The organism is Ureibacillus sp. FSL E2-3493, assembly GCF_038077515.1.
GTDB lineage: Bacteria > Bacillota > Bacilli > Bacillales_A > Planococcaceae > Ureibacillus > Ureibacillus halotolerans.
Window position 1 is genome coordinate 1,925,620 of sequence record NZ_JBBOPK010000001.1, and the last position, 23,595, is coordinate 1,949,214.

The following is a 23,595-nucleotide window of genomic DNA, read 5'->3' on the forward strand; positions in this document are numbered from 1 at the left end:
TTTCATTCTCCCTTACTAAATTTTTCTATATTTTTAATAACATCTTCCACAGTACTCACAATGACACCATGTTGCTTAATAATTCCGATTACAAATAAATTGCGATAGATGAATTGATTTTCAGTCCCATCTTGGATGAGGGCATCAATTTTTTGTTGATTATCCCGACCAAGTTGACGTACATCGGAGAAAAGAGCGATGATTGGTCGATTGTATGTGGAAAATACACCAATTTCAGCAGCAACACCGGAATCGACTTCAATTCCATCTAAGACAGCGATTAAAATATCACTTTCTTGTAACTTTTCTAAATCCGCACGAGCAATAGCTAGACTATCTGCAAAGCTTTGTTTATCGTTAATTGCATCATTTTCTTGCGGTACATATAAATTAATACCAGGAATTGCTTTTCGTATTTCTTTTGCTAATAATTCATTTACTAATCGGTCTCCAATGGAAAATAAACCATTTGCCAAGTAAGCTTTCATGTTCATTACCGCCTTTAATGTATGTATAAACTAACTATTATATAACTAAAGATTCCATCCTATCCAAAAGAATAAAATCCCTCCTAATAAATTAATTCCCGTAAAGAAAAGGGCCTTTCCCCACTTTTTTGAATCAATCATTTTAACTAAATCAAATGCGAAGGTCGAAAAGGTTGTAAATCCTCCTAATACACCAATCGTAAGAAACGATAACAATGTACTTTCGAACAATGTCCAGGAGCCCGTTTTACCTAGTAAAAACGATCCTATTATATTGACGATAGCTGTAGCCCAAAAGGTTGGAAATTTCTTTTGTTGAATGAGTAATTGGGTGCTATATCTTAACGTAGCCCCTATTCCTCCACCAAGGGCAACTAAGATCCATTCCATTTATTCATCCCTCGATTCAAAAAATACCCTATAAAAGCAGCTACAAAACAACAAATTGTCATTACTATTCCATAAAGAATTCCAACCATTCTATTTTCTTGTAATTGATGGAACCAATATTCAGAAAAGGTTGAAAATGTTGTAAAAGCACCTAGCATACCAGTTGTGAAAAGAAGTTTTAATTTATTTTCTTTCCTTTCAAAATAACCGTTTAAGCTCCCTAGAGCAAAACTGCCCAATACATTCACAATCCACAACATAATCGAAACACTCGTAAGTGATTGGACGATAAAACGTAAAAGAGAGCCAATCATACCGCCTAAGAAGACTTGAAACAAATTTTTCAATAATACCTCTCCAAATGAAACAATTTAATGTTAAAAATAGTATTTTAGAACTTCAATGAAAATGAAATACTCTATTAACATAGAGTTTTTAACAAGAAGTACCATCCTATTTCCTAATTTTCCCCATCTATCCAGATTTACCTATTTAGTAGTATACACTGTTCCGAGTCCTTATTTCAAACCTTTTAAAAGTAAGAATCTCTTATTTAAATGACGATTTTTTATCAAGATCGATTGTTTCCTCTTTCTATACGGGGCAATAACAAAAAAGTTTCACTGACCATAGTTGAATATTAGGTTAATTATTTTAATTTATGAATATAATTTAATAAGGTAGAAATTAGACTTAACGATTGGAGTTAACTACATGAGTATGTCTGAAATCTTTGAATTACTAAATAAACTTGATTCTGAACTTTACTATTATATAGATAAATTTGGGATATACATTTACTTTATCCTATTTCTAATCGTATTTAGCAAGACAGGTTTTGTTATTTTAACTTTTTTACCAGGTGATTCCCTTGTATTTGCTAGTGGGACAATTGCTGCAGTAGGGGAATTAAATATAGTGATTTTATTTCTTTTATTTTTTATCGCAACCTCTTTAGCTGATAGTAACAATTTTTTTATCGGACGAAATTTTGCTAAAATACCAACCGAAAAAATAAAGTTTATTCCACTATCTACGATTGATCGAGCGAGAGAGTTTCTAGATGAATATGGAAAAATTGCCATTACATTTTCAAGGTTTATTCCCTTGATGAGAACGATGACACCATTTATCGCTGCATATACTGGACATCCGTACTATCATTTTGTACGTTACAATATCATCGGCGCTTTCATTTGGACGACAGTTTGGCTTGGTACAGGTTTTGCACTAGGAAATATTCCTTGGGTAGAAAAAAATTTATTTGTCACATTAATGCTTATTACTGTAATCATGTTTATTCCGGGTATATTTGGTTTCATATCACACTTTCGGAAAAAACATACGACCATTGCAGAAAATACCGAAGTATAAAAACTAAAAAAATAGCTAATAGGCTGATTTTATAACTTGTCATTTACGTTTCTTTTTGAAACATGACGGTTAAATAATTTCATCGCCTATTAGCATTTTAATTTTTACGTGTTTAACGCACTTTCATCCTGTCGCATTTTTTCTAAATAATCGATTATTTCTCGAATACCTTCCAAAGAATTAACTAATATTTTCGGATCAACACACGTTATCATCCGATCTTCCAAATTGGCTACAGCCGTGAAATATTGGGTTTTTGTATAATTTACTAGTCCTACTTGATGAATATCCGTTCCAGAAAAATCTACTATTTCCTTTGCTTCACTAACAACTAAACCAAAATGAACAATATCGGTATTGACTACGATAATGCGACATAACTCCCCGTAACTTTCTCTATTATATAAAATACGATTGAGATCAATAATTGGAATTATTTCTCCTCGAATTTTCGTAAAACCAAGTAAATAAATCGGTAGGTGTGGAATCGGTGTAATATTATTTAATTTTTCAATTGATACTACTTGTTCAACTGGTACAGCATATTCTTCATTACCACAACCAAAAATAAGTGCTTGATTAAATGTCATTGCTATCACCTCGTTACTCTACTTTGCAGAGCATTTTACAATCTCCACTAATAAATCGGCTAATTTCTCCAATTCTTCAATAGGCATACGCTCTTTTGTCGTATGAATTTCTTCATAGCCGACAGAGAGATTTACAGTTGGAATACCAAAACCAGCGATAACATTGGCATCGCTACCCCCACCTGAAGTACCTAATAATGGTTTGCGTCCAACTTTTGTGACAGCTTCCATCGCAATTTGTACAACACGATCAGATTCTGTAACAGAAAAGCCTGGATACATTAATTTAACTTCAACTTCAGCACGTCCCCCTAAACTTTGGGAAACATTCTCGAAAGTTTCTTTCATATGTTTCGTTTGAGCATCTAATTTATCTTTATTAATCGAACGAGCTTCAGCTAAAATATACACTTCATCACAAACGATGTTTGTAGCTTTCCCACCTTCGAATCGCCCAATATTTGCCGTTGTTTCTTCATCGATTCGACCGAGATTCATTTTTGCAATCGCTTTGGAAGCTAACGTAATCGCTGAAATTCCTTTTTCAGGTGCCACACCTGCATGGGCAGTTTTACCATAAATCTTTGTTTCAATTTTCGCTTGATATGGAGCTGCTGTTACAATTCCACCTACTTTCCCATCGCTATCTACAGCAAATCCGTATTTAGCTTGAATGAATGATGGGTCCAATTCTTTTGCACCTGCCAAACCACTTTCTTCTCCCGCGGTAATAATCAATTGAATTGTTCCATGGTCAATTTTTTGCTCTTTTAAACGTTTTGCCATTTCGAAAAGCGCTGCCATACCGGCTTTATCGTCAGCACCTAAAATCGTTGTTCCATCAGAGTATATATACCCATCTTCTTTGATTACCGGTTTAATGCCAGTACCTGGAACTACTGTATCCATATGCACAGTAAAATAAATTGGATCGGCTTCAACAGTACCTTGTAATGTTGCAATAATATTACCAGCACCATGACCATTACGAGTATGGGCATCATCTTGATATACTTCAAATCCCATATCTTCTAACTTTTTTACTACAATAGGGGCAATGACCTCTTCATGTTTTGTTTCCGAATCAATTTGAACTAGTTCTAAAAATTCATTTACTAAACGACTGTTCATGAAAAAACTCCCTTTTCTTTTCATAATCTCCACTTTATTTTACGCCTCTCTAGGAAGGAGCACAAACTAAAGGTTTCTTTTTAGTCTAAAAATTTCATATTTCCTTATAATTTTTAGAAAAAATGGTAACACTTTTTTAGTAAAAAAATAGGCGACCCATAAAGAATCGCCCATTCATCGTTGACTAAAAACTTAATATTTGATGTAGAAAAACTTACGATAACATTAAACTAATAATCCGCCGCCATTTTTAATGTAATTTTGAATTCCTTCAGCAGCTAAGTATGATAATGCACCAACTGTACCAGTTGGATTGAAGCAAGAGTTATGTGGGAACGAAGATGCACCTACTACAAATACGTTTTCTACTTCCCACATTTGTTGATATTTATTTAGGGCAGATGTTTCTGGATCTGATCCCATAATTACCCCGCCCGTGTTATGGGTATTTGTATCTTTATTCACACTGAAGTTTCCTTGTTCTTCTGAAGTTTCGATAATATCGGCACCAATTTTTTCGCCGATTTCACGCGTTTTTGTTGCCATGAATTTCACTAATTCACGGTCATTATCTGTATATTCATATGTCATACGAAGTAAAGGATAACCCCAAGCATCTTTATATTCAGGATCAAGGTCTAAGTAGTTTTCGCGGTGTGGCATACTTGCACCTTGTGTTTTTACTGGGAAGTTTGAGTTCGCATATTTAATGGATTGCTTTTTAAATTCTGCACCCCAGTTAGGTGTACCTTTTGGCACACGGTTCGTTGCAATCGGACGATCACCGTATTGAGTAGAGCGAATACCAGCTCCATGAATAAAGTTTACATCGGAATGGTCAAAATTATCACCCATATATTCGGCAATTTCAATCCCTAATGCACCAGCACCGCCGTATAAGTTAAACTCTTTATCTTCAAAGAATAATTGCGTTGTACCACCAGTTACTTGGTAACAATAGTTTTTCCCAATCGTACCTTTACCTGTTTTCGGGTCATAAGGTGTACCTAAGTTCGAGTTTAATAATAAACGTGCGTTATTAAATACATAAGAAGTGATAACAACGACATCAGCAGGTTGTTCGAATTTTTCACCCGTTAACATATCTACGTAAAGTACGCCCGTTGCTTTACCATTAGCAGAAGTAATTTCTAATACGTTCGCGTGTGTACGTAGGTCCAGTTTACCCGTTTGCTTTGCTACAGGAATCACTGTTACAGCAGGATCACCTTTTGCTCCGTATTCACATCCGAAGTTTTCACAGTATGCACAGTATTGACACGCACCACGTTGAATACCATCTGGATTTGTATAAGATTCAGAAAGGTTGGCTGCTGGAATTACGAACGGTTTATATCCTAGGCTTGTTGCAGCTTCTTCAAAAGTTTTCATGATTGGCGTTTTTACTAATGGGCCAGTTGGATATGGTTTCGCACGTTTACCCCATAATTCAGGAACTTCTTCCCCTGAAATTCCAGCCATATATTCGAATTTTTCATAGTAAGGCTCAAGTTCGTCATAAGTAATACCCCAGTCTTGAAGTGTCATCCAATCTGGAATTTTCCCTTCCCCATAACGATCAACCGTTTTAGAACGAATTTCAAAATCATACGGTAAGAAACGGTATGTTTGTCCATTCCAGTGAGAGCCTGCTCCACCTACTCCATCACCAACGATAAATGTACCGTAATGACGCATTGGAAGTGCTTTTTGTTTTAAAGAACTACGATAAGTAATTGTTTCTTTTGATAAATCTTGCATTAACTCTGTACGATGTTGATAACGCAACTCATCATGTGCCATTGTATAGTCTGCTGTTGTACGGTCTTTACCGCGTTCCAATCCTACAACGTTAATGCCTGCTTTTGTCAGTTCAGCGGAAACAATACCGCCTGCCCAACCCATACCAACTACTACTACTTGGGTTTTATCTAATTTTGTTACCATGTAAGTGTCAATCCTTTCTACAATCCAAATGTTAACTCATGTGGCTGCTTAAGCCCTCTGGTTTTAATTCGATAAATTCATCACTTTGAATTTCATTTACGTATTGCATTCGAGAACCTGGATATTTACGCATAGCCCAGCCTTTCATTTCATTATTACCGCCATACATTGGATCTGCGTAAACCCCTTCAATTGTCATCGTACGTAATAAACTGAAGAATTCACCTGAACCTGTATTACCGTATAATGTCACTTTCCCTTCACTGAAAGCTGTTAAAACTTCATCTTGTTGCTCAGGTTCTAATCCTGTAAATACGGCACCGTAATTTTCTTTTGAATAAGCATCAAGGGCTGCTAAACCAGCACGGAATAAATCTTTACGTAATAATTTCGTTTGTGGACCTTGGTTTTCTGCCGGTTTATAAAACGCACCTAAACGATAATCTTTTACATTGTTTCCCCATTGACCTGCAAGTTGATGGTCAATGTAAACTGCTGCACCTAATTCTTTTGCTCCAGGACCGTTCTCATCTTCTGGATAGATGCGTTCAACTGCTGCAGCTGCCGTTTGGTATTCTGCAGGAGTAAAGAACATTAATGCGTGATTATAGTTCGTTGTTGTCCCGCCACTATGGGATGCTTCATGTTCTGTTGTCGTAGTACCATCATTATTTTTCACTACTAAGCTTGTTACAGCTCCACCAAGTACTAATCCTCCAAGGGTTAAACCTGAATTCTTTAAGAAATTACGTCGCGTCGAACGTTTTTCTGTGAAGTTTTCTTTCTCTGCCATGATGACTCCTCCTTAAATTAACTAAACATAGCTCCAAAATTAAAATAAATTGCAAATACGATAGATGTAAAAATCATCGTAAGCATGAAGCCTAAATGTTTTAAACCTATCCAGCAGCCGATAATAATCGCTAAACCGACTGCTGATCCAATAAGAGCGAATGCTGGTACAGAACTGTTGTATACATTTATTGTGAATGCATAACCTACAGTTAATGTTATGCCAGCTAACACTTGTAAGATTGTGACAAGCTCATCACGGTTATACTCTGTCATGATAATTCCCTCCCTTACTACCCACTCAAATTAACCAATTTAATAATTTACTTTTTGAATAAAGAGTGTATAATTTATTTCTGTGCTCCTACAAAACTATTACATTTTATAACAGTATTGTATACAATGTAAAGAGCATATGTTGAATTGAAATTTATCTGCTACTCTTTTCTATAGTAGTTTGTTTGAAAGGTTGGTGAAAAAATGGAAGAAAAAGAATATACATTAGTTGAGCATTTAGAAGAACTACGCAAGCGACTTATTATTATTAGCGTAGTTTTCATCGTGACACTTTTGATTGGTTTCATTTTCGCACCTGACATATTGCAATTTTTAAAATCTCAAGACGTTGCTAAACATGTTGATTGGAACGTTTTTGGCTATACAGACGGCATTTCAATTTACGTGAAATGTGCCTTAATTGTATCCATTTGTATTACATTACCTATTGCAATGCATCAACTTTGGCTATTTACAAAACCAGGTCTTACGGACAAAGAGTCTAGTAGTGCAGCAACCTTTATTCCTATTGCATTTCTTTTATTTATTATTGGGATTTCATTTAGTTACTTTATTTTATTCCCACTTATGCTAACTTTTATGTCTAATATTAATGAATCAATTGGTGCCACGGAAACGTATGGGATGAAACAGTATTTCACATTAATGTTTAACTTACTTATTCCTGTAGGTCTCGTTTTTGAATTACCGGTAATTATATTATTTCTAACGAAGTTAGGGATTGTTACTCCAAACCGATTAAGAAAAATGAGAAAAGTCTCTTATTTCATTCTAATCGTAATTGGTGTAATGATTTCCCCACCAGATTTTGTATCCGATTTTTTAATTATTATTCCACTATTACTTTTATTTGAAATAAGTATTATTGTTTCAGAAAAAACTTATAAAAAACAATTAAAATTAGCACAACAAGAAGGAAGTAAATAATTATATGTTTTAGAGGAGGATTTCTTTATGTTTCAATCTATCGGAGTTCCAGGATTAATCATTATTCTAGTCATCGCATTAATTCTTTTTGGACCATCTAAATTACCTCAATTAGGACGTGCCGTTGGACAAACTTTAAAAGAGTTTAAAGCTTCAACGAAGGATGTAATGGACGATGTATCGGGAGAATTTAAAGAAGTGAAAGAAGAATTCACTGTAGCAGAGAACAAAAATGAAGAAACTGCAAAAAAATAAGTTACATTGAACAAGCATTTTGTCCCCTCTACATACTAGCGAACCTATCAGATACTACTATCTAGAGGGGATTAAAAAGTGGTAGTTGTTCACTTGTTCTTTTGCAATGTTCTATGGAGGTAAATATTTTATGTTGAACTCAATTGGCATTCCCGGTTTAATCATTATTTTAGTTATTATTTTAATCATCTTCGGACCTTCCAAACTACCTAAGTTAGGACGTTCAATTGGTGAATCATTAAAAAACTTTAAAGATTCAACAAAAGACGTAATAATTGATGAAGAGGACGAGAAAAAGGAACAAAAACAATAAAGACCATTAATGATAAAACCCTTTTATAATTAAATAATGTTGTAGTTAAACAAACAAAAAAGATGGTAGGAATACATCCCACCATCCTTTTAGGTTGTTGACTAGAAACTATTTTTATTTCTTATCGTTCTATTAGTATAGATAAATAAATTAAAACAAAATTATACTAAAGATCCGCCACCGTTTTTAAGATATTTTTCAATTCCTTCAGCAGCACGGTATGCAAGTGCCCCTACTGTACCAGTTGGGTTCATACCAGAGTTGTGTGGGAAAGCATTTGCACCTGGGATAAAGACATTTTCACAATCCCACATTTGTAAATAATTATTTAATACAGATGTTTCTGGATCGGCACCCATTATTGCACCACCTGTATTGTGGGTTGTTTGGTATTTTGTTGTATCCCAATCGCCTTGGTCGCCAGTTTCGTTAATGATATCTGCGCCCATTTCTTCCATAATTTTTTTCGTAATTTCACGGATGTATTTTTGTTGGTTACGTTCATTTTCACGGTAGTTAAATGTCATACGTAATAACGGATCACCGTATTGATCTTTGTAAGTAGGGTCAAGGTCTAAATAATTGTTTTTGTGCGGCATTACCGATCCTTGGCTTCCAATACTTAAAGTACGATTTGTATATTTAACTGACGCATCTTTGAATTCCGCTCCCCAAGAAGGTGTACCTGAAGGAGTAGAGTTATTAGCAATCGGACGTTTACCATAATGTCCTAAAGCAATATTACCACCATGAAGGAAATTTAAATCCGAATGGTCAAAAAAGTCACCATTAAAGTCATCTAAAACCATCGCTAATGCACCAGTACCAGCATATAAGTTAAATTCTTTATCTTCAAAGAATCCTGTAGTTCCAGCTGAAGTCATTTGGTAAGCATAATTTTTACCAACTACACCTTTACCAGTTTCTGGATTGTATGGCGTACCAAGTTTAGAATTTAATAATAAACGAACATTGTTCAGTGCATATGCAGAAACAACAACAACATCTGCTTCTTGAATAAATTCTTCACCAGTAGTGCTATCCACGTATAAAACGCCAGTCGCTTTCCCATTTTCGTGTAAAATTCGACGAACATTAGCGTAAGTACGAATTTCAAAGTTACCTGTTTTTTCTGCTACTGGAATTACAGTTACGACTGGAGAAGCTTTTGCACCATATTCACAACCAAATCGTTCACAGAATCCGCAGTATTGACAAGCCCCACGAGTAATACCATCTGGGTTTGTATAATCTTCGGATAAAGTAGCAGCAGGAGCAGTATAAGGATGATACCCCAATGAAGTAGCAGCTTCTTTAAACATTTTCATTGCAGGAGTATTTAATAACGGGCCTGTTGGGTGATCCACTTGTGGTGAATCTGGTAGTGGATTCTTTTCTCCAGAAACACCAATCAATTGTTCAAATTTTTCAAAGTAAGGTACTAACTCATCATATGTAATACCCCAATCTTGTAAAGGCATATCTGCAGGGATTTTATCTTTTCCATAACGTTCAACTGTTTTTGTATAAATTTCAAAATCGTATGGGAAGAAACGGTAAGTTAATCCATTCCAGTGTTCACCAGATCCACCTAAACCATCACCAATTAAGAATGAACCGTGTTGACGTACAGGCAATGCACGTTGTGAAGGGTCGTGACGTACTGTCCATGTTTCTTTTGATAAATCTTGCATCATTTCTAAACGTTGAGAATAACGAAGTTCATCGTGTACCATTAAATAATCTGCGACAGAACGGGATTTTCCTCGTTCAAGTCCCACTACTTTATATCCTTTTTTAGTTAGTTCTGATGCAATAATCCCACCAGTCCAACCAACACCTACCGTAACTATATCTGTTTTTGGTAATTTCGTTGCCATCTTCAATTCTCCATTCTAATTAGTGATTATGTTGAGCATTTAATCCTTGTGGTTCATAAGTTACAAATTCATCTTTTTCAATGATTTCTTTGTAGCTCATTTGGTGACCAGGGAATTTACGCATTTTCCACCCTGCCATATCTTTATTTCCACCATACAACGGATCCGCATAAGCTCCTTCTAAAGTTGCAGTGCGTAATAATTTAAAGAAAAATGACGGTTTAACTGCAGCATTCAATTTAACTTCATCTGCTTCAACCGCTTTAAGAATTTCTACTTGTTGCTCTGCAGTTATTGAATAAAAGTTACTATCAAAACGTTTTTTCGCTTCATCGTTTAATAATTTAATACCTAATGTAAAAACTTGTTGACGATTCAAGTGGGTTTGATATCCAAATAACGGGGACGCATCTGGATTAAATGGTCCTTGAGTATATTCTTTTGAATTTAAGCCCCATGCGCCAGCTAATTGATGATCGATGAAATAAGCTACTAATAAGGACTTTGCTCCTGGACCAATTTCTGTTTCGGGGAAAATTTGTTCAGTTGCAGCTTCAATTGTTGAGTATTGTTCAGGTGTGAAGAACATTAACGCTTTATTATAATTTGAACTTTCTGCGCTGTGGGAATGTGAAGGATCTGCAGTTGTTGTAATTGTTTCATCACTATTTTTAGTTACTAGACTTGTTACTGCTCCACCTAGTACTAATCCACCAATGGTTAAACCCGAGTTTTTCAAAAAATTACGTCTTGTCGAACGTTTTTCTGTGAAATTTTCTTTTTCCGCCATAATTGACTCCTCCTAAAATTAACTAAACATTGCTCCAAAGTTAAAATAAATTGCATAAATAATTGACGTTAAAATGATAGTAAGCATGAAGGTTAAATGTTTTAACCCTAGCCAACATCCTACAATTATGGCAAGGCCGACCGCTGAACCAATTAACGCAAATGCGGGAACAGTACTATGGAAATGTGCAATGGAAAATGCGTAACCAACAGTTAATGTAATTCCTGCTAACATTTGTATAATTGTTAAAAGTTCGTCACGGTTATACTCCGTCATATAATCCCCCCTATCTCACTCTATTAAATTATTTACTTTTTATTTAAAGAGTGTATAATCATATAATATTCCTTGTAAAACTATTACAGTCTACAATAGTTATGTATACAATTCAACAACTTTGTGTACATTTTATTAAATTTATAGACTTTATCAATATATATTTTTATTATTGTAGATAAAATTTTATGATTTTGTTATAATTATAAGTTTTGAAAAGGGGTTGGAAAATGGAAGAACAAGAATATACAGTAGTTGAGCATTTAACGGAACTTCGAAAAAGACTTATTATTATTTCTTCCGTTTTCATTGTGACACTACTCATTGGATTCATTTTTGCACCTGATATTTTACAATTTATTAAGTCTCAAAAAGTTGCTCAAAACGTTGATTGGAACGTTTTTGGATATACAGATGGTATTTCAATTTATGTAAAATGTGCATTATTAGTATCTATTTGTTTAACATTGCCCGTTGCAATGCATCAACTTTGGTTGTTTACTAAGCCTGGTTTAACAAAAAAGGAAGCTTCTAGCGCTGCAAAATTTGTACCACTAGCATTCCTCTTATTTATTATCGGAGTATCCTTTAGTTACTTTATTCTTTTCCCATTAATGTTAAACTTTTTGGATAATATTAATCATTCCATTGGTGCAACAGAAACTTATGGAATGAAACAATATTTTACACTTATGTTCAATTTGTTAATTCCAGTGGGCATCGTATTTGAATTACCTGTTGTCATATTATTTTTAACTAAGTTGGGTATTGTTACCCCCAATCGATTAAGAAAGATGAGAAAAGTCTCTTATTTCATCCTGATCGTAATCGGTGTAATGATTTCCCCACCAGATTTTGTATCTGATTTTTTAATTATTATTCCACTATTACTTTTGTTTGAGATTAGTATTATTGTTTCAGAAAAAACATATAAAAAACAATTACAAAATATAGAAGTGTCTGAATAACACATTTCTTAGGAGAGGATGAATAAAATGATTCAATCAATTGGAGTTCCAGGATTAATTATTATTCTAGTCATCGCATTAATTCTTTTCGGACCATCAAAATTACCTCAATTAGGTCGTGCAGTTGGACAAACTTTAAAAGAATTTAAAGCTTCAACGAAGGAGGTTGTGGACGACGTATCGGGAGAATTTAAAGAAGTGAAAGAAGAATTTACTTCAACTGAAAATAAAAAAGAAGAATCTGCAAAAAAATAAAGTTCCATTCAACTTCCGTCCCCTCTGATACAGTAAATCGATTTTTTAGAGGGGATGACAAGTGACACTTACTTTTGCAGTAAACTATTGGAGGAAAATATTTTATGTTGAACTCAATCGGTATTCCCGGATTAATCATTATTTTAGTAATTATATTAATCATGTTCGGTCCGTCCAAACTTCCAAAGTTAGGTCGATCTATTGGCGAGTCTATGAAAAACTTTAAAGATTCTACAAAAGATATTATGAGCGATGAAGAGGACGAGAAAAAAGATCAAAAGCTATAAAATTTGAAGAGGCTGGGACAAAACCCTCCTCTAAATAAAAAAAGCCGGTGAAATTTTACGAAAAGTAAAATTTCACCGGCTTTGAATTTTTTACAATAAAATAAGGACCTCTTCTGATAAAATTAAGTTACCACACAAAACCATATCGAAAGAAGGATCCTTATGTTTAAAGATTATAACATGAATCAACTCATTTTGCCTTTAGATTTAGAAGTAAAATTACAAAATAATGATATTGCTTTCCATATCCATCATCTAGTTGAAAGTATCCCTCATGAAGCGTTCGAACCATTTCTACGAAATGAGGGGTGTCCTGCCTATCATCCACGTATGATGCTTAAAATTATCTTATGTGCCTATACACAATCTATCTTCTCAGGACGGAAAATTGAAGCCCTATTAAAAGACAGTATCCGAATGATGTGGCTAGCCCAAGGATATGAACCAAGCTACCGTACAATCAACCGATTCCGTATTCAACCAGAAGTGAAAGATTTAATTCGTCAATGTTTCGTTCAATTCCGTTGCCAATTGATTGAAGAAAAGCTTATTGATCAAGAAGCGATTTTTATCGATGGTACAAAAATTGAAGCAAATGCGAATAAATTTACGTTTGTTTGGAAGAAAACCATTGAAAAATATCACCAAAATTTAATTGAAAAGTCAAACCAGCTATACAATGAGCTACTAGAGAGTGAAATCATACCTGAAATTCAACGTGAAAGCGATAAACAGTTATCATTGGAAGAACTCGCTCAATTAGTTCAAAAAGTGGACGATGTCGTAACTGAATATGATAAACAAATTGAAACATCATCAGATGTTCTAGAACGAAAAGCCTTAAGAAATAAACGTAAATACCCGAAACAATTACGCAAGCAGTTGATTGATTTTGTCCTACGTAAACAAAAATACGAAAGAGACTTTGAAATCTTTGGTACACGCAATAGCTATTCTAAGACAGATTCAGATGCGACGTTTATGCGAATGAAAGATGATTATATGCAAAACGGACAATTAAAAGCTGGATATAATGTACAAATCGCAACGGAAGGTCAATATACGCTTGCCTATAGTATATATACAAATCCAACAGATACACGTACGTTAATTCCATTTCTAGATGAGATTGAGCAACATTATTTTGAGTTACCAAAACACATTGTTGCAGATGCAGGTTACGGTAGTGAACAAAACTTTCATGATATCCTTTCGAATAGAAAACGAGAAGCACTTATTACGTATAGTATGTATTTGAAAGAACAAAAGAAAAAGTATAAACAAAACATATTTAATCCCGATAACTGGACGTATGATGAAGAAACCGATACATATACATGTCCTAATCAAAAACGTCTTGAATTTCAATATTATTCTGTCCGTAATGACCACACAGGCTTCCAACGGAAGCTCAAAATTTACGAGTGTGAAGACTGTTCGGGATGCCCATTCCGTTCATCGTGTACCAAAGCTAAAGAAGGCAACAATCGAAAATTAATGGTAAATGAAAAATGGGAACAGCAAAAAGAATATGTAAGAGCGAAGCTTTCAGAAGAGAAAACAAGTGCCATTTATCGAAGACGCAAAATCGATGTGGAACCAGTTTTTGGATTCTTGAAGGCTAATTTGCGTTTCACTCGATTTTCTGTACGAGGAAAATCGAAGGTAGAAAACGAAATGGGCCTCGCGTTAATGGCTGTGAATTTAAGAAAATTCACGGCCATTAACTAAAGAAAAAAAGAATTTACACACCAAAATAGAGAAAGGTGAATTTGAGTTTCCTCAAATTCACCTTTCTCACTATTTGAAGCTAGTTATGTCCCAGCCTCTTTTGTGTTCTATTAAACTACTATTTTTATTATAGAGGAATATTTCCATGCTTTTTCGCTGGTCGGGATTCCTCTTTATTTGATAGCATATCTAAAGACTGAATTAATTTAATGCGTGTCTCTCTTGGATCAATGACATCATCAACCATACCACGAGATGCTGCAACATAAGGATTTGCAAATTTTTCTTTATATTCTTCGATTTTCGCTTCACGGGTACTTTCAGGATCTTCCGAATTAGCTATTTCATTGGCAAAAATAATGTTCGCTGCCCCTGCAGCACCCATTACTGCGATTTCTGCATTCGGCCACGCAAAAACTAAATCTGCTCCAATTGATTTAGAATTGAGTGCCACATATGCTCCCCCGTAAGCCTTACGTAAAATGACCGTTATTTTCGGTACTGTCGCCTCCGAGTATGCATATAAAATTTTTGCACCATGACGAATAATCCCACCGTGCTCCTGCTTCACTCCAGGGAAAAATCCGGAAACATCTTCAAAAGTAATAATCGGAATATTAAAAGCATCACAAGTTCGAATAAATCGTGAAGCTTTATCGGATGAATCAATATCTAATCCACCCGCTAACGCTTTCGGTTGGTTACAAACTAATCCAACGGACTCCCCTGCTATTCGCGCAAAACCAACAACAATATTTTTGGCAAATTCAGCCTGAACTTCCATAAAGGATCCTTCATCTACTACCTGTTCAACTACTTTCCGAACATCATAAGGTTTCGTCGGTTCAATCGGTACAAAATCAATAATATCCGGACGATAGTCATCCCCTTCAGGACGAGGGAATCTTGGTGCTTTTTCTTTATTATTTTGTGGCAGATAACTTAGAAGATTGCGAATTTGTTCGATAGACTCCTCTTCAGATGGAGCACGGAAATGGGCATTCCCACTAATCGTATTATGAACTTTCGAACCACCTAAATCTTCCGATGAAATTTTCTCTCCGGTAACGGTTTCGATTACTTTTGGTCCCGTTATAAACATTTGGGACGTTTTATCTACCATTAAAATAAAGTCCGTAATAGCCGGGGAGTAAACTGCTCCACCTGCACAAGGTCCCATAATAACCGAAATTTGTGGAATGACTCCGGAATAGATCGCATTTCGGTAAAAAATGCTCCCATATCCATCTAAAGATAATACGCCTTCTTGAATTCGGGCACCACCAGAATCATTAATGCCAATAAAAGGAGTACCGTTTTTAGCAGCTAAGTCCATTACAGCAGCTATTTTTTTAGCATGCATCTCACCTAATGCACCACCAAAAACCGTAAAATCTTGGGCAAATAAATAAACATTACGCCCATTAATTTTACCAAATCCAGTTACTACCCCATCACCAGGACCCTTTTGTTCATCCATACCAAAATCAGTTGTTCTATGTGTAATGAATGGATTAATTTCTACAAATGTTCCTTTATCTAATAATAAATCAATCCGCTCACGAGCTGTAAGCTTACCCTTTTCATGTTGCTTTTCAATACGCTTGTCCCCACCGCCAAGCTCAATTTCACGTTTACGATCATACATCTCATTAATTTTGTCGAACATGTCCATAGCTCTATATATCCCCTTTTTTACTTTTATCGCAAAGTTCATATAAAACACCGTAAGAGTCCTTAGGGTGTAAAAAGGCAACTTCTGCTCCCCCGGCACCTGGATTCGGCTCATCTGAAAGAATACGCACACCCTTTTCCCGTAATTCTTTCATTCTTTCACGAATTCCTATTACCCCAAATGCAACATGTTGAATACCTTCTCCACGTTTTTCGATATGTTTATATATCGCACTTTCTTCACTAGTAGGTTCTAAAAGCTCAAACTTCACATTACCTGCATCAATGAACGCTACGCGAACATGTTGAGATGGAACCTCTTCTATTTTTAGTAATGTTAAGCCTAGAGTTTCAGTATAATATGTAATACGTTCATCCAGGTTTTTAACTGCAATCCCAATATGATCTACACCCTTCATGACAACACCCCTTCTGTTATAGTACATTTCTATTGTACCGAAATGGAAAACAATTCGCTACGTACTTGAGATATTTTTCAAATTTGATAAACTAAATTTAATAATAGAAGGAGAGAACGAAAATATGAGTAATAAAAAATTCCAGAAAATAGTCGTATATAGTATGATAGCCATTATGGTCATTTCAACTCTAGCATTTGGTTTATCGTTCTTCTAAACGGCTTCCACCGCGATTACGATTGTGTAATCGCTTTTTTCCTGCTTTTTTTCTTTATTCCTTTGTAGGATTGTTTAATCATTAAATATTGATCCATTTCTTCGATAAATTGATAAAGGGAGGCCATTGCTAGAAATTTTTCATGATTTTCAGGTAATGGCATTTTGGCAAATTCCTCTTTCACAATTTCTAATTTATTGCGAAAGCGTTTCGCAGTATTACCCGGATGCACATTTTCAGCTAGTTCCTCCATAAAATCGGCAACTAAGTTTGTTTGCTGTACCATAACAGGCAATGTTGTAATTTTAGGTAGTACTCGTTCGATAATCTCCAATTGCTTTTCGCGCATATCAAAATATAAATAGTATTCATTTTGTTTACGGGTTAGATGATTTTCGACATCTTTAAAAGCAAGGGATTTCGCTTTATTTAAAATATTGGCCGCTTCTATAATTTCTTTACCATCCCACGAAGTATCCCCATTGCGCAAATACTTTACAATTTCACTAAAAATCGAACTATATAAATCTTCAATTTCACAAAGATATCGATCCAGTTCTTTTTGGAAATCCCCCATATACATATTGACGGCAAGTGCTGTTCCAAATCCGATCGCCATTAAGGCCATTTCATTTAAAAATAAGTCCAATGTAAAATTTGCTTCTCCATAAATATGCATAATAATAACGGAACTTGAAACAAAGCCAGCTGCAACATTTAAAGAGACAATCGTAGGGATAAAAATTAGTATCATACAACCTAATACGAGTGGATTGTAGCCGAACGTTTCTAAAGCGAGATAGGCAAAAGCCATTCCAATGAAACTTGCAATCAATCTCGTATAAACGGCATGTACAGATTTCTTTTTAGTCGTTTGTATACAAAGTATTGTTAAGATGGCTGCCGATGAAAAGTATTGTAAGTCAAAGTAGTGGGCAATGGCAATGGCAATGGCAGCACCTACTGCAGTTTTAACTGTGCGATAGCCGATTTTAAATTTTTTGATATCGACTTCCTCCTTCAAGCTTTGAAGCGTTTATAAAAGTAAAATCGGATTATTGTGACAATTTGAAAGAAAAGAACATGTCCTTAAAAAATTTAAGGACAAGTTCTTTCATCTTTTTACATTAAACTTCGTCACAATATTCTTCAAAGTTTGCTTGTAAATTTGTAATAACCGACATCGGATCATGACCTTCGATTTCATGACGGCCGATATCTGCAACTACTTTACCATCTTTTAATAATACAAAGGCTGGTGAAGAAGGAATGTGGTTTTCACCAAAGAAATGACGGGCTGCAGCTGTTGCTTCTTTATCTTGACCAGCAAATACAGTTACTAAATGATCTGGACGTTTATCGTAATGAATCGCGTTTGCTGCAGCTGGACGGGCAATCCCTCCTGCACAACCACAAACAGAGTTTACCATCACAAGTGTAGTACCAGGACGAGCAAATGCTTCCTCTACCTCTTCTGGTGTACGCAGTTGTTCGTAACCTGCTCCCTCTATTTCAGCACGCGCAGTTCTTTTAATTTCCTCCATAAATAAATCGTAATCCATATTCATGATTTATCGCTCCTTTCAACTATATATATTATCACAAAGACGTCTATTTGAATGTTTTAAAATACTGATCAATGATCTTTAGCAAATAATTTTGTTACACCTTGAGTAACCGTTATTTCCCCTTGTAATATTTCCTTTTCAATTGACTTCATTTGCCCCTTTTTATCGGAATTATTAAAAAATGAGTCAATCAAAGTGTCCGTAATCATTGATTGGAACCATTCTCTTGTCTGTTCTAGTCGTCTTGTTTCCCAATAGTTAGAGTCTTTAATTGTTTTTTCGAATTGACAAATCATGTCCCAAACATCGGTTAATCCTATTTTCTTAATCGAGGATACAGGTAATGCTTTACTAATCCATCCAGGTGTAGCAGGTTGAAGAAAGTGAAGAATTTGCAAATACTCACGAACAGTTTTTTTTGCTTTCGGCATATTATCTCCGTCACTTTTATGGACAATAATCCCGTCTGCTAACTCCATAATCCCTTTTTTCATACCTTGCAATTCATCACCTGCACCAGTTAATACTAAGAGAAGGAAGAAGTCAACCATTCCGCGAACATATGTCTCACTTTGTCCGACTCCAACTGTTTCGATTAATATGACATCGTAACCAGCTGCTTCACAAAGCAACATTGTTTCCCTTGTTTTTTTATGAACACCACCAAGGGTACCTGCACTCGGTGATGGTCGTACGAAAGCACTTTTATGACGACTTAATTCTTCCATACGAGTTTTATCTCCTAGTATACTTCCACCAGAAAGGGATGAACTCGGATCAATGGCAAGAACTGCAACCTTTTTCCCCATATTACAAAGCATTGTTCCAAAGGCTTCGATGAAGGAACTTTTTCCAGCACCTGGTACACCTGTTATTCCAATTCGAATACTGTTCCCTGTGTAAGGTAATAGTTCCTGTAACAATTTTTGGGCTTGCTCCTTATGTTCGCGATGAGAACTTTCTATGAGCGTAATCGCTTTTGAAAGGGAAGTGCGTAAACCGCTACGCACTTCCTCTGCTAGCTTTGGAATATCTATCGTTTGCTGCTTCTTTTTTCGAAATTTTTTTGGAGAAATCGATCTTCCATCATGGTTTCCTTCTACACCGGCCATTACATGTAATGCACCTTTGTCTGTTTGTTCTTCCATTACAAAGACACTTCCTCGTAACCTAATCGTTTGTATATTTCTTCAATAATTTTAATGGCAGATACAGGGATAACCGTTCCTGGGCCAAATATCGCTACAGCTCCAGCATCATATATAAATTGATAGTCTTGGGCTGGAATAACCCCGCCTACGATTACGATAATATCTTCCCGACCAAGTTTCTTAAGTTCTGCTATCAGTTCAGGAACTAATGTTTTATGTCCAGCTGCAAGAGAGGAAACACCAACACAGTGAACGTCATTTTCTACTGCCATTTGTGCAGCTTCTTCAGGTGTTAAAAATAGTGGAGAAATATCCACATCAAAGCCTAAATCCGCATAACCTGTTGCTACAACTTTCGCTCCTCGGTCGTGACCATCTTGCCCCATTTTAGCCACGAGAATACGTGGACGACGCCCTTCGTTTTCTAAAAACTCCTCCGTCATTTGTTTAACTTCTTTGATTAACTCATCATCTGAGAAATTGGAAGAATAAACACCTGAAATGGATCGAATGACAGCTTTATGTCTACCGGAAACCTTCTCAATGGCATCAGAAATTTCACCGAGGGAAGCACGAGCACGAGCAGCATCAACTGCTACAGCTAATAAATTCTCTTCACCTGTTTCAGCAGCACGAGTAAGTCGAGATAAATGTTTTTGAACCTCTTCTTCATTACGATTCAACTTTAATTTTTCTAAACGCTCGATTTGTTTTTGTCGAACAATTGTATTATCAATATCTAAAATATCGATTGGTTCTTCCACATCTAATAAATATTTATTCACGCCGACAATCGTTTCCGTTTTAGAGTCGATTTTAGCTTGACGTTTTGCTGCCGATTCTTCTACTTTCATTTTTGGTAACCCTGTTTCAATTGCTTTTGCCATTCCACCTAGTTGTTCAATTTCTTCAATTAACGCCCAAGCTTTTCGGGTAAGCTCATCCGTTAATTTTTCTACATAGTAAGATCCACCCCAAGGATCAATCACTTTTGTCATACCGGTTTCTTCTTGCAAGAATAGTTGCGTATTCCGCGCAATACGAGCTGAGAAATCCGTTGGTAATGCAATCGCTTCATCAAGGGCATTTGTATGAAGGGATTGGGTATGCCCCATTGCCGCTGCATTTGCTTCCAATAATGTTCTTGTTACATTATTGAATGGATCCTGCTCTGTTAAAGACCATCCCGATGTTTGGGAATGGGTACGCAATGCCAATGATTTTGGATTTTTCGGACTAAATGTACTCATCATTTGAGCCCAAATACGGCGTGCAGCCCGCATTTTTGCTACTTCCATATAATAATTCATTCCAATTGCCCAAAAGAAGGAAAGCCTTGGTGCGAATGAATCAATATCGATTCCAGCTTTTAAACCTGTTCGCACATATTCAAGACCGTCCGCTAACGTATAAGCTAATTCGATATCATTTGTTGCGCCGGCTTCTTGAATATGATAACCAGAAATGGAAATTGAGTTGAATTTCGGCATAAATTTACTCGTAAATTCAAAAATATCGGCAATAATTTTCATGGACATTTCTGGTGGATAAATATACGTATTACGTACCATATATTCTTTTAATATATCATTTTGAATCGTACCTGCTAATTGTTCGGTAGAAACTCCTTGTTCTTCCGCTGCAACAATATAGAAGGCCATAATCGGTAATACGGCACCATTCATCGTCATCGAAACAGACATTTGATCTAATGGAATTCCATCAAATAATATTTTCATATCTTCAATCGAGTCGATGGCTACCCCTGCTTTCCCGACATCCCCTTTTACTCGAGGATGATCCGAATCATAGCCTCGGTGGGTTGCTAAGTCAAAGGCTACCGATAACCCCTTTTGACCCATCGCTAAATTTCTACGGTAAAAGGCATTCGATTCTTCTGCAGTTGAAAATCCAGCGTATTGTCGAACAGTCCACGGACGGGCTACGTACATGGTCGGATAAGGTCCTCGAGTATTTGGCGCAATACCAGAGAAGTCATTTAAATGGCTCACCTGTTGAATATCTTCTCTATTATAAAATTCGTTCACTTTTATTTCTTCATTTGTCATAAATGAATGGGTAGGATTTAATTTTTCATCCAAAAATACTTCTTTTAAATGGACGGATTTAAAATTCGGTTTACTCATCGTTGCACCTCCTGCAAACTTTCAAGTACCTCTGTCAGCTTTTCCACAATATTTTGACCTGCATATATAAAGCCATTTACCCCTTTTGCTAACCAGTCCTTCTGCTCTTCATCAAACTTCCCAGCTACATCGAATAGTAACTGCTCTGGTTTTGCAGGAAGAAGTGTTGGGACAATATTTCTTGTTTCATCATCTTTGGCAACAAAAATCACATAATCAAATTCATTATTTTGTAACCATGCTTGTGCTGTTTCAACGTTTTGAATTTCTCCAGATTGTTCAGGTGTAATGCCTGCCGTTGCAAAAAAGCCTGATACATAGTCAGCTCGAGGTTTAAAGTCCTTTAAGTTGCCAAAAGTTAAAATACCAATTTTCGGTTGTACCTTTTGATAGTTTACACGTAATTGTTCAAATGGTATTGCTAATCGTTTTACTTGTTTAAATAGCGGATTTATTTCCATCGCCACTTCATCACTTGGATTGGCATAAATGTTAGTACCGATTAACGATTGTTTTCTAGTTTCAACAGCCTTACGACGACTTTCATATACGGCATCTAACTCATTTTGTAATCTCCCTGACTCTATATAGATATCAATACCGCCAGCTTCTTCAATTTCTAAAAACAAATCCCATGCCTTTTCAATATACTCGGCTGTTAGTGATTCGATAAAGTAGGAACCACCCGAAGGATCTAAAACCTTTTCTACAAAGGATTCTTCTTTTAAAACTAATAAAACATTTCGTGCAATACGAATGGATTTTTCGGTAGGTTTTGTTAAACAATCGTGGGGATGAACCGTAAATAGGTCTGCTCCTCCGATTAACGCTGCAAATGCTTCATTACCTGCACGTAATAAATTGACATACACATCCAATGTAGAAAAACTTCGTAATGAAGTTTCGGCAACAATTGGAATCGGCCTCGCTTCTGTAATTCCATAAGCGGATGTAAACGCTTTCCACAATACTTTAAAAGCACGTAATTTTGCAATCTCACCGAAAAAGGATGTGTCGACAGCAAAATTGACAAAAAACTTGTTTAAAAATTTATCAAAATCTTTTTCTTGCTCCGCGAACTTTGCTGCAAGGGCAAGGGAAAGAGCTAATTCTTGTATTGCATGGGCCCCTTCGTGATGATATGTAGCGGTATTGGCCGAAATTGTTCTCACTTGTTTAAAATTTTCCAAAAATATTGGTTGATTTGAAAGAATAAAACCTTCTATATCAAAATTTTTTATATGATTAAAAACATTTAAAATTGGATCTTTTTCATTTTGAACGATTAATTTGAATGAATTTTCAGTTAAAAAACTAGATAAAGTCGTTATATGTTCTTCATTCCATTCAAATGCTACTCGACTATCAATCGTTAGTACTTCATTTCCTTTATCGATACTATCTTGTAAACGAACAAAAAATTCTGCTGGTGTTTCTCCATAAATTTGTTGCGCTACTTTTAAACCGGTTGCTGACTTTAAAGAACGGATAGTAGAAATTTGTTTATCCAATTGGTCACTTAACTGGTCTAATAGCATTTCCTGTGTATAGAGTGGTTGTAGAGTGACACCCTCTATTGTTTTGGTGAATAAAGTTTCAAACGGTTTCCCCTTTAATGCTTTCACGGCTTGTTCTTTCCATTCCTCATAACGAACAGTCGGAAAATCAATGTTTTTCATTTGAATTGACATATTCTCGCTAAACAGCTTCCCCCTTTAACTTTATCTA

At 35.6% G+C, this 23,595-nt stretch carries 27 protein-coding genes; 9 read left to right on the top strand and 18 right to left on the bottom strand.

Translation table 11 applies throughout. The features are described from left to right. Positions 1-2 precede the first annotated feature (2 nt). Genes MHH69_RS09825 through MHH69_RS09835 form a run of 3 tightly spaced genes read right to left on the bottom strand, consistent with a single transcriptional unit; the run spans position 3 to position 1,225 of the window. Complete coding sequence (locus tag MHH69_RS09825) at positions 3-488, bottom strand: nucleoside 2-deoxyribosyltransferase (RefSeq protein ID WP_122973318.1); 486 nt, start codon at positions 486-488, stop codon at positions 3-5. 45 nt (positions 489-533) lie between these two features. Further along, positions 534-878 (bottom strand): fluoride efflux transporter FluC, encoded by a 345-nt coding sequence (locus tag MHH69_RS09830; RefSeq protein WP_341362232.1) that lies wholly within the window; start codon positions 876-878, stop codon positions 534-536. Beyond that, positions 863-1,225, bottom strand: a complete 363-nt coding sequence (locus MHH69_RS09835; RefSeq protein WP_341362233.1) for a fluoride efflux transporter FluC — start codon at positions 1,223-1,225, stop codon at positions 863-865. Before MHH69_RS09835 ends, MHH69_RS09830 begins: the two co-directional genes overlap by 16 nt. A gap of 367 nt (positions 1,226-1,592) precedes the next feature. Here MHH69_RS09835 and MHH69_RS09840 point away from each other — a divergent pair, with 367 nt between their 5' ends. Continuing rightward, a complete protein-coding gene (locus tag MHH69_RS09840) occupies positions 1,593-2,252 on the top strand; it encodes a DedA family protein (RefSeq protein ID WP_241559375.1) in 660 nt (219 codons plus the stop codon). A 104-nt stretch (positions 2,253-2,356) separates the two neighbouring features. Here the strand turns inward: MHH69_RS09840 and MHH69_RS09845 are convergent, their stop codons facing one another. From MHH69_RS09845 to MHH69_RS09865, 5 genes are all read right to left on the bottom strand, one after another. Further along, the gene (locus MHH69_RS09845) at positions 2,357-2,842 is read right to left on the bottom strand and encodes a chemotaxis protein CheW (protein ID WP_122973321.1); all 486 of its coding nucleotides are present in this window, start codon (positions 2,840-2,842) and stop codon (positions 2,357-2,359) included. Positions 2,843-2,860: 18 nt separating this feature from the next. Then, positions 2,861-3,973: a M20/M25/M40 family metallo-hydrolase gene (locus MHH69_RS09850; protein ID WP_341362234.1), complete on the bottom strand. Its 1,113-nt coding sequence runs from the start codon at positions 3,971-3,973 to the stop codon at positions 2,861-2,863. A gap of 225 nt (positions 3,974-4,198) precedes the next feature. Then, positions 4,199-5,920 carry a GMC family oxidoreductase gene (locus MHH69_RS09855; RefSeq protein ID WP_341362235.1) on the bottom strand — a complete coding sequence of 574 codons (1,722 nt, stop codon included), beginning with the start codon at positions 5,918-5,920 and terminating at the stop codon, positions 4,199-4,201. A 31-nt stretch (positions 5,921-5,951) separates the two neighbouring features. Further along, positions 5,952-6,713, bottom strand: a complete 762-nt coding sequence (locus tag MHH69_RS09860) for a gluconate 2-dehydrogenase subunit 3 family protein (protein WP_341362236.1) — start codon at positions 6,711-6,713, stop codon at positions 5,952-5,954. Between the two features lie 17 nt (positions 6,714-6,730). After that, on the bottom strand, positions 6,731-6,988 hold the full coding sequence (locus MHH69_RS09865) for a hypothetical protein (RefSeq protein WP_122973325.1): 258 nt from the start codon (positions 6,986-6,988) through the stop codon (positions 6,731-6,733). Positions 6,989-7,192: 204 nt separating this feature from the next. Here MHH69_RS09865 and tatC (MHH69_RS09870) point away from each other — a divergent pair, with 204 nt between their 5' ends. From tatC (MHH69_RS09870) to tatA (MHH69_RS09880), 3 genes are all read left to right on the top strand, one after another. Next, a complete protein-coding gene (gene tatC / locus MHH69_RS09870; protein ID WP_122973326.1) occupies positions 7,193-7,936 on the top strand; it encodes a twin-arginine translocase subunit TatC in 744 nt (247 codons plus the stop codon). Positions 7,937-7,963: 27 nt separating this feature from the next. Beyond that, positions 7,964-8,191, top strand: a complete 228-nt coding sequence (tatA, locus tag MHH69_RS09875; RefSeq protein ID WP_122973327.1) for a twin-arginine translocase TatA/TatE family subunit — start codon at positions 7,964-7,966, stop codon at positions 8,189-8,191. Positions 8,192-8,321: 130 nt separating this feature from the next. Then, complete coding sequence (tatA, locus tag MHH69_RS09880; RefSeq protein WP_122973328.1) at positions 8,322-8,504, top strand: twin-arginine translocase TatA/TatE family subunit; 183 nt, start codon at positions 8,322-8,324, stop codon at positions 8,502-8,504. A 161-nt stretch (positions 8,505-8,665) separates the two neighbouring features. Here the strand turns inward: tatA (MHH69_RS09880) and MHH69_RS09885 are convergent, their stop codons facing one another. Genes MHH69_RS09885 through MHH69_RS09895 form a run of 3 tightly spaced genes read right to left on the bottom strand, consistent with a single transcriptional unit; the run spans position 8,666 to position 11,450 of the window. Then, the gene (locus tag MHH69_RS09885; protein WP_122973329.1) at positions 8,666-10,384 is read right to left on the bottom strand and encodes a GMC family oxidoreductase; all 1,719 of its coding nucleotides are present in this window, start codon (positions 10,382-10,384) and stop codon (positions 8,666-8,668) included. A gap of 19 nt (positions 10,385-10,403) precedes the next feature. Next, the gene (locus MHH69_RS09890) at positions 10,404-11,174 is read right to left on the bottom strand and encodes a gluconate 2-dehydrogenase subunit 3 family protein (protein ID WP_122973330.1); all 771 of its coding nucleotides are present in this window, start codon (positions 11,172-11,174) and stop codon (positions 10,404-10,406) included. 18 nt (positions 11,175-11,192) lie between these two features. Then, positions 11,193-11,450: a hypothetical protein gene (locus MHH69_RS09895; protein WP_122973331.1), complete on the bottom strand. Its 258-nt coding sequence runs from the start codon at positions 11,448-11,450 to the stop codon at positions 11,193-11,195. A 230-nt stretch (positions 11,451-11,680) separates the two neighbouring features. On the opposite strand from MHH69_RS09895, the gene tatC (MHH69_RS09900) reads away from it, so the two are divergent. The 4 genes from tatC (MHH69_RS09900) to MHH69_RS09915 all read left to right on the top strand — a co-directional run bounded on the left by tatC (MHH69_RS09900) (position 11,681) and on the right by MHH69_RS09915 (position 14,691). After that, positions 11,681-12,418, top strand: a complete 738-nt coding sequence (gene tatC / locus MHH69_RS09900; protein WP_122973332.1) for a twin-arginine translocase subunit TatC — start codon at positions 11,681-11,683, stop codon at positions 12,416-12,418. A gap of 27 nt (positions 12,419-12,445) precedes the next feature. Beyond that, positions 12,446-12,673, top strand: coding sequence for a twin-arginine translocase TatA/TatE family subunit (tatA, locus tag MHH69_RS09905; protein ID WP_341362237.1), 228 nt, complete (start codon positions 12,446-12,448; stop codon positions 12,671-12,673). A 104-nt stretch (positions 12,674-12,777) separates the two neighbouring features. Further along, positions 12,778-12,960, top strand: coding sequence for a twin-arginine translocase TatA/TatE family subunit (gene tatA / locus MHH69_RS09910; protein ID WP_122973334.1), 183 nt, complete (start codon positions 12,778-12,780; stop codon positions 12,958-12,960). 162 nt (positions 12,961-13,122) lie between these two features. Beyond that, positions 13,123-14,691, top strand: coding sequence for an IS1182 family transposase (locus MHH69_RS09915; RefSeq protein ID WP_341361490.1), 1,569 nt, complete (start codon positions 13,123-13,125; stop codon positions 14,689-14,691). A 127-nt stretch (positions 14,692-14,818) separates the two neighbouring features. Here MHH69_RS09915 and MHH69_RS09920 read toward each other — a convergent pair whose 3' ends face one another. Both MHH69_RS09920 and mce read right to left on the bottom strand, forming a co-directional pair. After that, positions 14,819-16,366 carry an acyl-CoA carboxylase subunit beta gene (locus tag MHH69_RS09920; protein ID WP_122973307.1) on the bottom strand — a complete coding sequence of 516 codons (1,548 nt, stop codon included), beginning with the start codon at positions 16,364-16,366 and terminating at the stop codon, positions 14,819-14,821. A 4-nt stretch (positions 16,367-16,370) separates the two neighbouring features. Then, positions 16,371-16,784, bottom strand: coding sequence for a methylmalonyl-CoA epimerase (mce, locus tag MHH69_RS09925; protein WP_341362238.1), 414 nt, complete (start codon positions 16,782-16,784; stop codon positions 16,371-16,373). A gap of 124 nt (positions 16,785-16,908) precedes the next feature. Here mce and prli42 point away from each other — a divergent pair, with 124 nt between their 5' ends. Next, positions 16,909-17,001: a stressosome-associated protein Prli42 gene (gene prli42, locus MHH69_RS09930; RefSeq protein WP_156967325.1), complete on the top strand. Its 93-nt coding sequence runs from the start codon at positions 16,909-16,911 to the stop codon at positions 16,999-17,001. Positions 17,002-17,017: 16 nt separating this feature from the next. Here the strand turns inward: prli42 and MHH69_RS09935 are convergent, their stop codons facing one another. The 5 genes from MHH69_RS09935 to MHH69_RS09955 form a co-directional block, all read right to left on the bottom strand. Beyond that, the gene (locus MHH69_RS09935; RefSeq protein WP_341362239.1) at positions 17,018-18,025 is read right to left on the bottom strand and encodes an aromatic acid exporter family protein; all 1,008 of its coding nucleotides are present in this window, start codon (positions 18,023-18,025) and stop codon (positions 17,018-17,020) included. 103 nt (positions 18,026-18,128) lie between these two features. Further along, complete coding sequence (locus tag MHH69_RS09940) at positions 18,129-18,569, bottom strand: BrxA/BrxB family bacilliredoxin (protein ID WP_122973305.1); 441 nt, start codon at positions 18,567-18,569, stop codon at positions 18,129-18,131. Positions 18,570-18,637: 68 nt separating this feature from the next. Next, on the bottom strand, positions 18,638-19,717 hold the full coding sequence (gene meaB / locus MHH69_RS09945) for a methylmalonyl Co-A mutase-associated GTPase MeaB (RefSeq protein WP_122973304.1): 1,080 nt from the start codon (positions 19,715-19,717) through the stop codon (positions 18,638-18,640). Next, on the bottom strand, positions 19,717-21,867 hold the full coding sequence (scpA, locus tag MHH69_RS09950) for a methylmalonyl-CoA mutase (protein ID WP_122973303.1): 2,151 nt from the start codon (positions 21,865-21,867) through the stop codon (positions 19,717-19,719). The genes meaB and scpA overlap by 1 nt, the downstream gene beginning before the upstream one ends. After that, a complete protein-coding gene (locus MHH69_RS09955; protein WP_341362240.1) occupies positions 21,864-23,546 on the bottom strand; it encodes a methylmalonyl-CoA mutase family protein in 1,683 nt (560 codons plus the stop codon). Before MHH69_RS09955 ends, scpA begins: the two co-directional genes overlap by 4 nt. Positions 23,547-23,595 lie beyond the last annotated feature (49 nt).